This window comes from Xanthomonas sp. WHRI 8932A (assembly GCF_035012785.1).
In the GTDB taxonomy this organism is placed as follows: domain Bacteria; phylum Pseudomonadota; class Gammaproteobacteria; order Xanthomonadales; family Xanthomonadaceae; genus Xanthomonas.
This window is the reverse complement of the sequence record NZ_JAYGQQ010000007.1, coordinates 63,357-78,620: the sequence shown is the minus strand read 5'-3', so window position 1 is coordinate 78,620 and position 15,264 is coordinate 63,357. Positions and strand designations below refer to the sequence as shown.

Annotated in this window: 13 protein-coding genes; 2 read left to right on the top strand and 11 right to left on the bottom strand. The window is 63.6% G+C overall.

Annotation, left to right across the window (positions count from 1 at the left end):
• Positions 1-84: 84 nt before the first annotated feature.
• From recA to rlmE, 11 genes are all read right to left on the bottom strand, one after another.
• Positions 85-1,119: a recombinase RecA gene (gene recA / locus VC212_RS12705; RefSeq protein ID WP_055844262.1), complete on the bottom strand. Its 1,035-nt coding sequence runs from the start codon at positions 1,117-1,119 to the stop codon at positions 85-87.
• A gap of 172 nt (positions 1,120-1,291) precedes the next feature.
• The gene (gene lexA / locus VC212_RS12700) at positions 1,292-1,933 is read right to left on the bottom strand and encodes a transcriptional repressor LexA (protein WP_055844265.1); all 642 of its coding nucleotides are present in this window, start codon (positions 1,931-1,933) and stop codon (positions 1,292-1,294) included.
• A gap of 80 nt (positions 1,934-2,013) precedes the next feature.
• A complete protein-coding gene (ubiB, locus tag VC212_RS12695; protein ID WP_323525989.1) occupies positions 2,014-3,690 on the bottom strand; it encodes a 2-polyprenylphenol 6-hydroxylase in 1,677 nt (558 codons plus the stop codon).
• A 437-nt stretch (positions 3,691-4,127) separates the two neighbouring features.
• Complete coding sequence (locus tag VC212_RS12690) at positions 4,128-6,662, bottom strand: TonB-dependent receptor (protein ID WP_323525988.1); 2,535 nt, start codon at positions 6,660-6,662, stop codon at positions 4,128-4,130.
• A gap of 254 nt (positions 6,663-6,916) precedes the next feature.
• The gene (locus VC212_RS12685; RefSeq protein WP_005992383.1) at positions 6,917-7,411 is read right to left on the bottom strand and encodes a CinA family protein; all 495 of its coding nucleotides are present in this window, start codon (positions 7,409-7,411) and stop codon (positions 6,917-6,919) included.
• Positions 7,412-7,785: 374 nt separating this feature from the next.
• Positions 7,786-9,105 (bottom strand): ribosome rescue GTPase HflX, encoded by a 1,320-nt coding sequence (gene hflX / locus VC212_RS12680; protein WP_115511951.1) that lies wholly within the window; start codon positions 9,103-9,105, stop codon positions 7,786-7,788.
• An 11-nt stretch (positions 9,106-9,116) separates the two neighbouring features.
• The gene (hfq, locus tag VC212_RS12675) at positions 9,117-9,395 is read right to left on the bottom strand and encodes an RNA chaperone Hfq (RefSeq protein ID WP_005915027.1); all 279 of its coding nucleotides are present in this window, start codon (positions 9,393-9,395) and stop codon (positions 9,117-9,119) included.
• Positions 9,396-9,472: 77 nt separating this feature from the next.
• Positions 9,473-10,456 (bottom strand): tRNA (adenosine(37)-N6)-dimethylallyltransferase MiaA, encoded by a 984-nt coding sequence (gene miaA, locus VC212_RS12670; protein ID WP_323525987.1) that lies wholly within the window; start codon positions 10,454-10,456, stop codon positions 9,473-9,475.
• Positions 10,456-11,358 carry a dihydropteroate synthase gene (gene folP / locus VC212_RS12665; protein WP_323525986.1) on the bottom strand — a complete coding sequence of 301 codons (903 nt, stop codon included), beginning with the start codon at positions 11,356-11,358 and terminating at the stop codon, positions 10,456-10,458. The genes miaA and folP overlap by 1 nt, the downstream gene beginning before the upstream one ends.
• A gap of 412 nt (positions 11,359-11,770) precedes the next feature.
• Positions 11,771-13,711, bottom strand: coding sequence for an ATP-dependent zinc metalloprotease FtsH (gene ftsH, locus VC212_RS12660; protein ID WP_323525985.1), 1,941 nt, complete (start codon positions 13,709-13,711; stop codon positions 11,771-11,773).
• 60 nt (positions 13,712-13,771) lie between these two features.
• Positions 13,772-14,404 (bottom strand): 23S rRNA (uridine(2552)-2'-O)-methyltransferase RlmE, encoded by a 633-nt coding sequence (rlmE, locus tag VC212_RS12655; protein WP_055844288.1) that lies wholly within the window; start codon positions 14,402-14,404, stop codon positions 13,772-13,774.
• 66 nt (positions 14,405-14,470) lie between these two features.
• Here rlmE and yhbY point away from each other — a divergent pair, with 66 nt between their 5' ends.
• Positions 14,471-14,776: a ribosome assembly RNA-binding protein YhbY gene (yhbY, locus tag VC212_RS12650; RefSeq protein ID WP_055844291.1), complete on the top strand. Its 306-nt coding sequence runs from the start codon at positions 14,471-14,473 to the stop codon at positions 14,774-14,776.
• Between the two features lie 15 nt (positions 14,777-14,791).
• Complete coding sequence (locus tag VC212_RS12645; protein ID WP_115527603.1) at positions 14,792-15,166, top strand: Mth938-like domain-containing protein; 375 nt, start codon at positions 14,792-14,794, stop codon at positions 15,164-15,166.
• The last annotated feature ends 98 nt before the right edge of the window (positions 15,167-15,264 follow it).

Sequence of the window (15,264 nt, the reverse complement as noted above, 5' to 3'; positions counted from 1 at the left end):
CAGCCCGTCATGTCCTGCGGGAACATGACGGGATGTGCGCCATGCCGTCCCACTCGGACCGCAATCGCTTGCTGCCGGTAGCGCTTATTCCTTCTCGGCGTCGTCGCCCGCTTCGCGCGGCGCTTCTGCGGGCTGGAACTTCTCACGCAGCTCGGCTTCGAGCTTGGCCGCCACCTGCGGGTTGTCGCGCAGGTAGCCGCGTGCATTGTCCTTACCCTGACCGATGCGCTCGTCGCCATAGCTGTACCAGGCGCCTGCCTTGTCCACCAGCTTGGCTTCCACGCCCATGTCGATCAGTTCGCCCTCGCGGCTGATGCCTTCGCCGTAAAGGATTTCGGTCACGACCTGCTTGAACGGAGGCGCCAACTTGTTCTTGACCACCTTGATCTTGGTCTGGTTGCCGATGATCTCGTCACCTTTCTTGATCGCGCCGATACGACGGATGTCCAGACGCACCGAGGCGTAGAACTTCAACGCGTTACCGCCGGTGGTCACTTCCGGGCTCTGACCCGGCATCATGACGCCGATCTTGTGGCGCAGCTGATTGATGAAGACCACCAGGGTGTTGGAACGCTTGATGTTGCCGGTCAGCTTGCGCAGCGCTTGGCTCATCAGACGTGCCTGCAGACCTGGCAGCTGGTCGCCCATCTCGCCTTCGATTTCCGCCTTCGGCGTCAGTGCAGCCACCGAGTCGATCACCACGATGTCGACCGAGCTCGAGCGCACCAGCATGTCGGCGATTTCCAACGCTTGTTCGCCGGTATCCGGCTGCGACAGCAGCAGATCGTCGACATTGACGCCCAGCTTGCCCGCGTAGATCGGGTCGAGCGCATGCTCGGCGTCGATGAACGCAGCGGTGCCACCCAATTTCTGGCACTGCGCAATGGCCTGCAGGGTCAGGGTGGTCTTGCCCGAGGATTCCGGCCCGTAGATTTCCACGACGCGGCCCTTCGGCAGGCCGCCGATCCCCAGTGCGATGTCCAACATCAGCGAACCGGTCGGAATGATTTCGACCGCCTCGATCACGCGATCGCCCATGCGCATCACGGAGCCCTTGCCGAATTGCTTTTCGATCTGGCTCAGTGCGGCGGAAAGGGCGCGCTTCTTGTTCTCATCCATCTGGGTGATCCTTGTCAGTGATTTCGGTGTGGAGCAAATGTAACGGCGGTGTATCGCACGGGCTGAGACTGGTGGCGACACACTCAGCGTAATGTTGCGAATCCTGTGCGGGCAGCGGCGAATCCTGCAATGCCGGCTGGGGAAAACGCCAGCACAGACATCGGTGCAGCCCTCAGCGATTGGGTCTCAGCAGCCCGCAGTACAGGCCTTCGATGGCGAAATCCTGATCCGGCAACACTTCGATCGGGGCGTAGTCCGGGTTGCGCGGCAGCAGCCGGATCCGGTCCTTGCCGATCTTGAGCAACTTGACGGTGATTTCTTCATCGATCCGGGCCACGACGATCTGCCCCGAGCGCGCGTCGCGAGTGCGGTGGACACCGATCAGGTCGCCGTTAAAGATGCCTTCGTCGCGCATCGAGTCGCCCTGCACCTTGAGCAGATAGTCCGGCGACGGCGAGAAGAACACCCGGTCGAGCACGACGAAGTCGTCGGACCCGATATCGGCACCGATCGGCAGACCCGCTGCAACGCGCCCTAGCACCGGCAGGCGCAGCACGTCGTCGCGCAGTGGCTCGGCGACCGGCGGCGTCCGCGAGTGCGCGCCCTGCCCGGCCAGCCGGATGCCACGTGCCTGACCCGGCACGCGACGGATCGCGCCAGCCTGCTCCAATGCCTCCAGGTGGTACTGCGCGGCGCGCACGCCCTTGAAGCCGAAGGCACGGGCGATCTCGGTCTGCGAAGGCGGGACGCCGTCGGCGTCGATGCGCTCTGCGATCAAGGCCAGGATTGCTTGCTGGGTATCGGTCAGGTCCATGGTTAGTAGTATTACTACTAACAAGGCCAAGCGCAAGAGCTAGTTTCCCCTGTCGAGAAGGCCGGCAGCCCTGCCGATCGCTAGCGCCGGCTGCGCCAGATCGAAAACAGGATCCAGATGCCGCACAAGCCGGCGCCGATGAATCCGCCAACGCCCAGCGCCAGCAACCATCGACTGGCGCTCCCGCCGACGCTGTTCATAACGATCGACGAACCGATCACCAAGGCAGCGGTCACGATGCCCATGGTGAGGCGATTGGCGGCGCGGTCGACCTGCTCGCCGAACTCGCGCAGGGCGCGCGTTTCCACGTGCAGCTGCAACTTGCCGCGCCGTGCGGCCTGGATCAGACGCTTGAGATCGCGTGGCAGATCGCCGATCAGATCGATCGCACCGGTCACGGTGCGTCGACTGCGGCGCAACATGGCGCTGGGTGCGTACCGCTGCAACACCACGCGCTCCAGGTACGGCCGCGCTTCGGTGGCCATGTCGAAATCCGGATCCAGCTGGCGCCCCATCCCTTCGAGAGTGAGAAAGGCCTTGATCATCAGCGCCAGATCCGACGGCAGCGTCAGTCCGTGATCGCGCAGGATGGCGGTGACGTCGCCGAGCATCGCGCCGATGCGTAGCTCTTTCAACGGCACGCCACGGTATTCGTCGACGAATGCACCGATGTCCTGTTGCAGCCGCGCCTCGTCGATCTCCAGGCTGGTGCCGGCCCACTCCAGCAGCACATCGATGACCGCCTCGGCGTCGTAGCTGACCATGCCGTGCAGCAGCTGCGCGACCTGGAAACGGCGCTGTTCGGACACACGCCCCACCATGCCGAAATCGATGACGGCGATACGACCGTCGCGCAGATAGAAAATATTTCCCGGATGCGGGTCGGCGTGGAAGCAGCCGTCCTGCAGCACCATCTTGAGCACGATGCCGGCACCCGTGCGCGCAAGCGCCTTGCGATCCAGCCCCGCCGCATCGACCGACACCATGTCGCGCCCTGGGATGCCATCGATGAACTCCTGCACATTGAGCGACTCGCAGGTCCACTGCCAATACACCGCGGGCACCACCACCTGCGGGTCGTGCGCGAAGTTGGCGGCGATGCGCTCGGCATTGCGACACTCGGCGGCGAAGTCCAGCTCGCGCCGCAGCGAGACAGTGAATTGCTGCACCACTTCAGCCGGGCGATAGCGCTTGAGATCGGGTGCGCGCGTTTCGACGATGTCAGCCAGCCGTGCAAGCAGACGTAGATCCGCATCGATGGTGTCGCCGATGCCGGGTCGACGGATCTTCAAGACCACCGGCGTGCCGTCGGCCAGCCAGGCGCGATGCGTTTGCGCCAGCGATGCAGCGGCCAGGGGTTGTTCGTCCAAGCGTGCGAACACGCTTTCCGGCTCTGCGCCCAATGCGGCGACCAATTGCGGCCGGATCTGTTCGAACGGCAATGCAGGAACCGCATTTTGCAGTTCGCTCAGTTCTTCGATCCATTCCGGCGACAGCAAGTCGACACGCGTCGCCAGCACTTGCCCCAGCTTGACGAAGGTTGGCCCGAGTTCCTCCAGCGCACGACGCACACGCATGGCGGCGGACATCCGCAAGCGGCCCTCGGCGTTGTTCCAGTGCAGCAACCTGCCGGCACGTTCGAGCACATCGGCCAGCCCGATGCGGCGCACCACATCGCCAAAGCCGTATCGAATCAGGACCGAGGCGATTTCCTGCAGACGCCCGAGGTCACGCACGGTGACAAGCGCTTCCCACATCAGTGCACCGCCTGCGCAGGTTCGAAACGGGTGGCTGGCTCGCTACACGCCTGCGCGCAGGCCCCAACGTGAGCGATCTCTCGATGCAATAGCGATGCCTCGCGGACCGACCGATCCAGGACCACAGGCCTACCAGCATCACGTGCCGGCAAGACAGCCGCGTGACTCCCCGCCTCACGTCGCGCAAGCCGGCGCACCTGCGCAGCAATAACCGGCGACGCACCAGGCGGACTGCGCCGGATGAAGATGGATGGCAACGTATCGAACACAGCAGCGGAAAACCCGAACATCGGCACAAAGGTTGGCGAAGAGACTCTAGTTTGTAGCCGATCTCTCTGCCGCTGTCGCGCTTCTGTCCGCTGCGGGCTTAGCTCGCAGTGTGGCACGCGTGCGAGTTGACGCTTCGATCCCGCAGCACGCAGTGCGGCCCAGCGGCTTCAATACCGAAGGCGCAAGGTCAACCCATAGGTCCGCGGCGCGCCGAGAAATGCGTTCCAGGAACCGGCCTGCAGCGGCGCGTCGATGACGACCTGACGATAGGTTTCGTTGCCCAGATTCTCTGCCCAGGCTTCCACCATCCAGCGCTTGTCGTCTGCGCCGATACCGGCCCTGGCATTGACGATGGTGTAGGCCGGCTGCACCTTTTGTGGGTCCAGGTCGGTGCCGGCGTTGAAATCGGATGAGTATTTGGCGCCCAGATTGAAACGCGCCGTCAGCTGATTGCCCAACGGGCGTTCGTAGGTAGCCGACAGATTGCCCGACCAACGCGGTGCGAAGCTCATGCGGCTACCCGGCAACAGCGCAAGATCGACGTCGGGCAAACGGTCATCACCATACGTGGTATCCGTGTAGCTGAGCCCACCTTGCAGCATCAAGCCACGCACGCCGGTTTGCCAGAGCAATTCGGTGTCGATTCCCCGCGAAATCACGGTGGGCACGGAGCGAACCACGAAGCTGGTGCCGAGAAAATTGTTGAGCTGGAAATCGCTGACGTTCTGGTAGAACAGCGCCGCATTCAACAGCAGATTGCCGTCCATCCAGGTGGTCTTGGCACCCAATTCAAAACTGTTGACGAACTCGCCGGGAAACGCGGTGTCGTCTACCGGCACGATTCCTTGCGCGCCGCTGGACAGGCCATCTGCCGACTGCACCCGGTCCAGATTGAAGCCGCCGGCCTTGTAGCCACGGGCGGCCGAGGCATACGTCATCACTTCGTCGCTCCAGCGATAAGCCAGTTTGACGGTCCCGGACCATTCGCGCTCGGTCAGTTCCTGGTGGGTCCTGCGGCCGTTGTGTGCCACGTTACTCCACGGCAGGCAGGTGAATCCGATCACCTGCGGCGCGATCAGCGGGACCGCCGTGGCAGGCACGCCACGTGCACCCAGGGCGGCGCCGATACGGCGCAATGCCGCAGGATTCAACTGCCCGTTGGCAGCGAAATAACTGGCGCACGCCGGGCTGCCGTCCGGATTGTCGTAGGTCGAGGCCAGCACCTTGTTTTCGTGCGTGTAGCGCAAACCCATCACCACATCCAATGCATCGGTCGCATGCCAGGTGTTGTTGGTAAACAGCGCCACGCTCTTGCCATCCTGACGATAACGATCCTGGCTACCAAGTCCGCGGAACAGCGAACCGGCCGGCACGCCGGTGGCATCGGCGAGAAAACGCGGTGCATCTGCACGCGTGGCCAAGGCCGGGTTGATCCGCGCCAGCAGTGCTGTCGAAAGATAGGGTTCGTAGGCGCTTCCGAAGCGATACGACTCGTTGCGTCGCAGCCTTTCGTCGGCATAGAAGAAGCCAATCATCCAGTCCACGCGTTCGGTGGAGCCGGCCAGGCGCAACTCCTGACTGAAGGTTCTGAAGCCGGTAAACGTCTCGTCCTTGCGCGGCTCGCGGTACAGCACATCGGCGGCGCTGTAGTCGAAGTCCAAGCCGTTGACCGCCGTCCAGTCGCGCAGTGCGGTGATGGATGTCAGCGTCGCCTCGTTTAGCCAGGGCGTGGTCCAGTCGACCTGCGCGGACACGCCGCGATCGCGAATGTTCTGAACGGTGCCGCGATTGCTGTAGGCCAGCCGGCGCGACGGGTCGGCAATCGGAATACCGGCCTGACCTCCCGGAGCGACTGCATCCATGATCGCCGCCAGCGGCCCGCGTTCGGTGGTGACGGTGACGCAGCAATTCTCCGCGCGGTTGGTGGCATCGGCAGAGAAGTTGATCGCCAGATCGTGAGACGGCTCCCAGAGCAGCTGGACGCGTCCGGTCTCAAGATTCTGATCGCCGTCGCGTGTATCGGTACGCGGGCCGTTACCGGTGACCACGTCTTCAAAACCATCGCGGCGACGCTTTGCCGCGTAGACGCGTAGCGCGGCGGTTTCACCCACCGCATCATTGAACGCAGCGGCCAGCCCGAATGCGCCAAAATTACCGGCGGTGATTTCTGCATCGGCACTGCGCGTAAAGCTGGGCCGCCGGGTCACCACGTTGACGACGCCAGCGGAGGTGTTCTTGCCAAATACCGTGCCCTGCGGGCCCTTGAGCACTTCGATGCGCTCTAGTTCGCCCAGATCGGAGAACGCCACACCGTTGCGCGCACGCGCCACACCGTCGATGACCACGCCGACCGAGGCTTCCAGGCCCGCATTGTCGCCCACGGTACCGATGCCGCGAATGCGGATGCTGGTCTGTGCCGCACTCTGCGTACTAGTGACGATCAAGCCGGGCACCAGTACCTGTAAATCCTTGATGTCGTTCACGCCCGTGTCCAGCAGGAGCTGCTCGGACAGCACCGACACGATCACAGGCACATCCTGCAGTTCTTCTTCGCGTTTTTGCGCGGTGACTTTCATCGCGGCCAGCGTTGCCGGCTCGGTGTGCTCGGCAGTTGCCTGCGTTTGCGCATGCAACAGCGGGGTCTGAATTGCGGCGATAACGGCAAGCGCAAGTGCAGTGCAATAGCAGCGTTCGATGCTCATCAACTTCCCCGGATGAAGAGACGCGTACATGCGCAAGCGCAGCAAATGGTACGAGCCGTGTGGGGAAGACGTTAACGCCCACTTGCAGGGAGCGCGGACCTCAATCCGAACACGGCGCTCCCCTAGCGAACTCTAGCGCTACACCATGGAACTTGAGCGATCCCGGCGTGGGCACGCACATTGACCGCTGCCGGATGGATGTCATGGATGTCAGTGATGGAACATCGGTGAGTGCAGCAGCTGCCGCACGTCCGCTATAGCAGCGCGCTCAAGCCACGCAGTGCCGCGACTACGGTTTGACGACGGACTGCATCGCGGTCGCCGTCGAACTGGAACAACTGCGCCGTGGCGTAACCGCCGCGTCGTTTCCAGCCGATCCACACCGTGCCCACCGGTTTGTCTTCGCTGCCACCGCCCGGCCCGGCGATGCCGGTCACGGCGACGGCAATGCTGCCACCGGAGGTCACCAATGCACCGGATACCATTTCGATCACGGTTTCCCGGCTGACCGCGCCATGTACCTCCAGCGTCTGCGGCCTGACCCGCAGCAGCGCCTGCTTGGCCTCGTAGCTGTAAGCGACCATGCCGCAATCGAACCAGTCCGAAGAGCCGGCAATGTCGGTCATTGCCTTGGCAATCCAGCCGCCGGTACAGCTCTCGGCGGTCACCAGCCGCTCGCGCGCCGCGCGTAACTGTGCGCTCAGCGACTCGGCGAGCTGCAGAAGGTCGTGATCAGTGGGAGACGTCATTGCGGGGGTCAGGATTGAACAGCGGTCACTTTTATCCGAATTTGCCCGCGCTGTCTTCCGCCAGCTGCCTGGTCAGCGATCGGTGTTTGGACCGCCCGCCTGTTTCGGCAAGTGCCCACGCAGTGCGGGACGCCGCTGATGGAGCTGCAGCCTGACATCGCACGTAGGTGACTGTTTCCCGCTGATCTGCGCAGCAACAGATGATCGATCCAGGGAGCGCACACGACACTGAAGTCACGGCGGACCTGACGGTCCGCACCGAAATGCATCGGGACGCGGCAGCCCGTGCGTGGTGACGCCTGCGATGGGTGAACGGGGCCTGCAATCTGCAGCTGGCACGCAGCTGACTGCGGCCAGCCCCGTCGAATGCCGCGTCAGGTTTCCCAGTCTTCCCGACGGTCCGGCAGCATCGCGCGCAACGGCGCGCCGTCATCTCCGGCGGCAAGCCGTTCGGCTTCGACCATCGGCAGATCGACTTCCAGCAACCAACCGTCCTCGTCGGACTGCTCGTTGCGCACCACTTCCAGCTGATGCAGCTTGGAACGCAAGCGACCGGCCGACGACGGCAAGCGCAGCTGTCCGGTCAAATGACGCAGATCCAGGCGTTGACCAAGTGCGTGCTGCAGTTCCTGCAAGCCACGCCCGTCGCGCGCCGACACCCACACGCGTTCGCGCCGCGCCTGATCCGGAATGCCGTCCTGCGCATCGTGGCGAACTTCGGCACCGTCGATCTTGTCGATCTTGTTGAACACCAGCAGCTGCGGCAGATCGCCAGCGCCCACCGCCTGCAACACTTCATCGACTTGCAGGATGCGTTCTTCGCGCAGCGGGTCGGCGGCATCGACGATGTGCAACAACAAATCGGCGTCGCGTGCTTCGGACAACGTCGAACGGAAGGCAGCAACCAATTGGTGCGGCAAATCGCGGACGAAGCCCACCGTATCGGCAAGAATCGCACTGCCGCCGGGCAATGCGATGCGGCGCACGGTGGGGTCCAGCGTGGCGAACAATTGATCGGCCACATAGGCTTGCGCACCGGTCAACGCATTGAACAGCGTCGACTTGCCCGCGTTGGTGTAGCCGACCAATGCAATGCGCGGCAATTCGCTGCGCATCCGCGCACGGCGCATCTGGGTGCGCTGCACCTCGACTTTTTCCAAGCGCTGCTGCAACTGCTCCACGCGCTTCTGCAGCAGGCGGCGGTCGGTTTCCAGCTGGGTTTCGCCGGGGCCGCGCAGACCAATCGCACCGCCGCGCTGACGCTCCAGGTGGGTCCAGCCGCGTACCAGCCGTGTGGCCATATGCCGCAGCTGGGCAAGCTCCACCTGCAGCTTGCCTTCGTGGCTGCGCGCGCGTTGCGCAAAGATATCCAGGATCAGGCCGGTACGGTCGATCACCCGCCGCTCCAGGTAGCGCTCCAGATTGCGCTCCTGACCCGGCGATAAGGTGTGGTTGACCAACACCAGATCCGCGCCAGTCGCCTCAGCGGCGGCCTTGATCTCTTCCAGCTTGCCGCTGCCGATCAAGGTCGACGGGCTGGGTTTGTCGATGCGCGCGGTGAGCGTTGCCGCCACCGTGGCGCCCGCCGACCTTGCAAGGTCGGCGAACTCCTCCAGCACATCGTCTTCGGCAGGCCCACCTGCATGGGTCTGAATCAACAGCGCGTGCTCACCCTTGCGGGAACGATCAAACACGCGTTACTCCATTACTGCTCGACGTCGTCATCTTCCGCTTGATTACCTTCATTGGATTGCACATACCCACCACCCGGCCCCACGCGCACGTTGCGCGCCGGCACGACCGTGGAGATGGCGTGCTTGTAAACCATCTGACTCACGGTGTTGCGCAGCAGGACCACAAATTGGTCGAACGACTCGATGGTGCCCTGCAGCTTGATGCCGTTGACCAGATACACAGAGACCGGCACCCGCTCGCGCCGTAGCGCATTCAGGAATGGGTCCTGCAACGATTGCCCCTTAGCCATCGAAAAATCCTCTTCATTATTGTTCTTATTGTCCCGGTCGACACCTGCTATCCCCAGCCGGCCCCGGAAACGGGATGTTACACGCCTGAAGCCTGCTGCACAGTGGAACGATGAGCGAGGAAGCCGACAAGTGCGTCGTCCAATTGATGCCGATCACGCTCTGGGTCAAACCAACGTGCGTCGAGCTCGCCACGTAGCCAGGTGAGCTGCCGTTTGGCCAGTTGCCGGGTCGCCTGGATCGCCTTGTCGCGGAACTCGGCCAAGCTGCCGGCGCCATCCAGATAGTCCCAGGCCTGGCGATACCCGACCGCGCGCACTGCCGGCAAATCCAGCGGCGTAGCCACGGCGCGCATCTGAGGCAACTCCCGCAATCGCTCCACTTCGGCCAGGAAATCCTGCGCCAGCATCGCGTCCAGGCGCTGCGCGATGCGTGTGTGCAGCACCGCTCTATCTTGCGGCGCCAGCACGATTTTCAAGACCCGCAGCGGCAGGCGCGGCCCTGACGGGAGCGCCTGCCAATAGCTGATCGGCCGCCCGCTGAGGCGGTACACCTCCAGCGCACGCTGGATGCGCTGCGGGTCGGTGGCATGGATGCGCGCCGCAGCGATCGGGTCGACCTGCGCCAGTTGCGCATGCAATGCGGCCCAGCCTATCTGTTCGGCCTCGGCGGCGATTGCGGCGCGCACGGTCGGATCGGCTTCGGGCAATTGCGACAGCCCTTCGAGCACGGCACGGAAATACAGCCCGGTGCCGCCGGCAAGGATCGGCAACTTGCCGCGCGCAACGATGTTGTCGATCGCCTTGCGTGCATCGGCGGCGAACTCAGCGGCCGAATAAATCTGCCAGGGGTCGCGCAGGTCGAGCAGATGGTGCGGTACTGCGGCGCGCATCGCGGCATCGGGCTTGGCCGCACCGATCTCCAGGCCGCGGTAGACCAGAGCCGAATCGACGCTGACGATCTCCCCGTTCCAGCGTTCCGCCGCCTCCAGGGCCAGCGCAGTCTTGCCGCTGGCGGTAGGGCCCATCAAGGCGATCGCCAGCGGGCGTCGGTCGGCCGGCATCAGTCCTCGTCCGGCCAGCGAATGGTCGGCGCCGCCGGCGCACTGACCCGCGGGGTAGGAATCGCCGCCACCGCGTTCCAGACCTTCAAGGCATCCACGGTCGCCGCCACATCGTGCACGCGCAGCAACAAGGCACCGTGTTGCGCGGCGATCAGATGCGCCGCGACCGAGCCATGCACCCGCTCGGCGGCAACCTCGCGCCCGGTCAATTCGCCGATGCTGCGTTTACGCGACAGCCCCGCCAGCACCGGCAAGCCGAACTCCTGCAGGCGCTGCAACTGCGCAAGCACGGTCAGGTTATGCGCCGTGGTCTTGTCGAAGCCGAAGCCCGGGTCGAGGATCAACCGGCGCTTGTCGATGCCGGCCATCTCGGCGGCAAAAATGCGCTCGGCCAGAAAGCGATGCACCTCCGCCACCACGTCGTCGTACTGCGGCGCGTCCTGCATCGCATGCGGTGCGCTGCGTGCGTGCATCAGCACCACCGGCACGCCCAGTTCGGATGCTGCGTCCAGCGCGCCCGGCGAACGCAACGCATGGACATCGTTGATCATGCCGGCACCGGCAGCGACCGCCGCGCGCATCACCTCCGGCTTGAAGGTGTCCACGCTGATCGGCACGCTGGTCTTCTGCACCAGTGCCTCGATCACCGGGATCACACGCTGCAATTCGTCTTCCAGCGATACCGCCGTGGCACCGGGACGGGTGGATTCGCCGCCGATGTCGAGCACTGCAGCGCCCTGCTCCACTAGCCGCAGCCCGTGCGCGATCGCCGCCTCGCAGGTCGCGTGCTGGCCGCCATCGGAAAACGAGTCCGGCGTGACGTTGACGATCCCCATCACCTGCGGCGCATCCAGTCGCAAACTGCGACCAGCGCAATCCAGCTTGAGGGCGGTATCGAACATCAGTGGTTTCTCCTGAAGCGAGTGAGAGAGAGGGTGATCTGAGCCGGTGCGGCGTGAGCGGACAGCTGCCCGCCGATTTGGATATCGGCAGACAATCGCTACCGACTGCAGCGACTGCGCGCACCCGGTGAACGGCTGAGGCTAGCGGATGCGGCTTGATGCAGGGTCGTCCGCGTGTTGCAGGGAGCGTTTGCCATTGTCGCGCAGCCCGCACCGCGTCGCACCCTGTGCGTGGAGAACTCAGGGCTGCGCCCACACTGGAATGCAGCTTCGATTGCATCGGAGAACGGAACGCAATGCACTTCATCGCTCACCGCCGGCCGATCGCTCACCGTCTCCAAACAGCACAACGCAACGGGGCCAGGAATCGCTTCCTGGCCCCGTTGGATACCTGCAACTGCAAACGCCCGACTTAAATCTGCTCGGCCGGTCCTGCAATCGGCGGTAACGGACGCGGGCTGCCCTTATCGTTGTTGTTGCCACCGTCCTTGTCGGACTTGGCCCAACCCGCAGGCGGCGGCGGCTCGCGGCCTTCCATGATGGCGTCGATCTGCGGCACGTCGATGGTTTCGTACTGCAGCAGCAATTGCGACATCGCGTGCAGCTTGTCCAGGTTCTCGGTGAGGATGGCTTTGGTCTTGCCGTAGGCCTTGTCCAGGATCGAACGCACCACTTCGTCGATCTTGCGCGCGGTTTCGTCCGAGACATTCTTGTGCTGAGTCACGGAGCGACCCAGGAACACCTCATCCTCTTCCTCGCCATAAGCGACCGGGCCAAGCTCGTCGGACAAGCCCCACTTGGTGACCATGTTGCGCGCCATCTTGGTCGCACGCTCGATATCGTTGGACGCACCGGTGGTGACCTTGTCGCCACCGAAGATCAACTCTTCGGCAACACGGCCGCCATACAGCGAACACAGCTGCGATTCGATCGCGACACGGTTCATCGAATAACGGTCGCCTTCCGGCAGATACATGGTCACACCAAGTGCGCGGCCGCGCGGAATGATGGTGACCTTGTAGACCGGGTCGTGCTCCGGAACCAGCCGCCCGACGATGGCGTGGCCCGCTTCGTGGTACGCGGTCAGCGTCTTTTCGTCTTCGCTCATGGCCATCGAACGGCGTTCGGCACCCATCAGGATCTTGTCGCGGGCACGGTCGAAGTGGTCCATGCGGACCTCCTTCTCGCTGCCACGCGCCGCAAACAACGCGGCCTCATTACACAGGTTGGCCAAGTCGGCGCCGGAGAAGCCCGGGGTACCGCGTGCGATGACCATCGGCACCACGTCGTCGGCCAGCGGCAGCTTGCGCATATGCACGCGCAGGATCTGCTCGCGACCCTTGACGTCCGGCAGCCCCACCACGACCTGGCGATCGAAGCGGCCCGGACGCAGCAGCGCCGGATCCAGCACGTCAGGACGGTTGGTAGCCGCGATCACGATCACGCCTTCACCACCTTCAAAGCCGTCCATTTCGACCAGCAACTGGTTCAAGGTCTGCTCGCGCTCGTCATGCCCGCCGCCGAGACCGGCGCCGCGATGACGGCCCACTGCATCGATTTCGTCGATGAAGATGATGCACGGCGCGTGCTTCTTGGCCTGCTCGAACATGTCGCGCACGCGGCTCGCACCGACGCCGACGAACATTTCGACGAAATCCGAACCGGAGATGCTGAAGAACGGCACCTTGGCTTCGCCCGCAATCGCCTTGGCAAGCAGGGTCTTACCGGTACCCGGTGGGCCGACCATCAACACGCCGCGCGGAATCTTGCCGCCCAGCTTGGTGAACTTGGTCGGGTCGCGCAGGAAGTCGACCAGCTCGCTGACTTCTTCCTTGGCCTCGTCGCAACCGGCAACGTCGGCAAAGGTGATCTTGACCTGATCTTCGCCCTGCAGCTTGGCCCGCGACTTACCGAAGCTCATCGCACCCTTGGCACCGCCACCACCGCCCTGCATCTGGCGCATGATGAACAGCCAGAAGCCGATGATCAGGATGACCGGCAGGAAGTTGAGCACCAGCGACCAGAAACCCGGTCCGGTGGACGGCTTCTGGCGGGTCATTTCGATGTTCTTGCTGTAGAGCACGTCGACCAACTTGTCGTCGCGCGGACCGTAGACGGTGGCTTCGCTGCCATCGGTACGCTTGAAGCGGATCGCGTTGACCGCAAGGTTGGTCTCATCGGTGTAGTCCACCGATTTGACGCGCCCGGAGTCCACTTCTTTCAGAAACTGGGTATAGGTGATCGAGTCGGGGCCGACGCCGCCCGCCATCCGCGGCGAGAAGCTCTGGAAGACGACCATCAGCACAACCGCGACGACCACCCACAGCAGCAGATTCTTGGTCAAGTCGTTCATCCTCATTGGCTCCGGTGCCCTCTACTCTTCTATTCTTGAAATTCAGCGATCATTGGCAGCTTACTTGATCTGGGCACGCTTGCCCTGACCGAGCGCATAAACTTCCGGGGATCGCTTGCGCGAGGCCGCCGGTTTGCGAATCGTCACCTTGTCATAGCGGCGGCGAAGCTCGCGAATGTAGTCGTCGGACCCAACACCCTGGAACAGCTTGATCAAAAACGCCCCACCCGGCTTGAGGTGGGTGTCGGCAAATTCCATCGCCAGTTCCGCCAGGTGCATCATCCGCGGTTGGTCGACCGCATCCATGCCACTCTTATTGGGGGCCATATCGGACAGAACAAGGTCCACCGGCACATCGCCCAACATCGCTTCGAATTCTGATAGGACCGCTTGTTCCCTGAAGTCGCCATGAAGGAACTCCACCCCGGCCAGCGGGGGCATCTCCAGAATATCCAGCGCCAGCACCCGACCGGTGTCGCCGAGCGACCTGCGCACCTGCTGGCACCAGCCACCGGGCGCGGCGCCCAGATCGACCACCACCATGTCCGGCTTCAGGAGGCGGTCGCGCTGGAGCAATTCCTCCAGCTTGTAGGCGGCACGCGAGCGCATGCCTTCGGCCTGAGCCTTCTTCACGTAAGGGTCGGCGAAGTGTTCCTTGAGCCAGCGCTGGCTGCTTTTACTACGGGAAGGCATTGGCAACGGGGGTCCGAACGGGCCGCCATGATACCCTGAACACCCTTTGCTGCCTTTCGATCCTGCATGTCCATTGTTCTCACCTCCGCCCAGAACCGTTTCCTGCGCGGCCAGGCCCACGATCTCAAGGCGCTGCTGCAAACCGGCGGCAAAGGGGTCACGCCAGCATTTCTGGCCGAACTCGAGGAAGTGCTCGAGCGCCACGAACTGATCAAGGTGAAGGTGGCCTCCGAGGATCGTGAGACGCGCGACGCGCTGATCGCCGAACTGGTCGGGCAAACCGGTAGTGCCCTGGTGCAGCGTATCGGCCACGTCGCCATCCTGTACCGCCCCAGCAAGGAAAAGCGTCAGATCGTGCTGCCGCGCGGCTGATCAACCGAGTCTGTTATGCCTTTAAGCCAAGAACACCCCGATTACGCCTACGCGCTGCGCGCGGCCGACGGCCGCCATGCCAAGGTCAACGAGCAGATCCTGCAGCAGAGTTTCATCCTGATGCCGGATGAGTTGGTGGAACGCTGGCCGGTGCAGGATCTGGAACACCTGCAGGCAAGCCACATGGATGCGGTGCTGGCGCTGACGCCGGCGGTCATCCTGCTGGGCACCGGCGAGCGCCAGCGCTTTCCGAACGCACAAGTGCTTGCCGCCTGCCTGACCCGCGGCATCGGGCTGGAAGCGATGACCAATGCCGCTGCGGCGCGCACCTACAACGTGCTGGCCAGCGAAGGCCGCCGGGTGGCGTTGGCGATGGTCTTGCCTGGCTGATTGGCTGGGACGGGAATCGGGAATCGGGAATCGGGAATCGGGAATCGGGAATCGGGAATCGGGAATCGGGAATCGGGAAAGCGTGTTTTCGCAGGCTT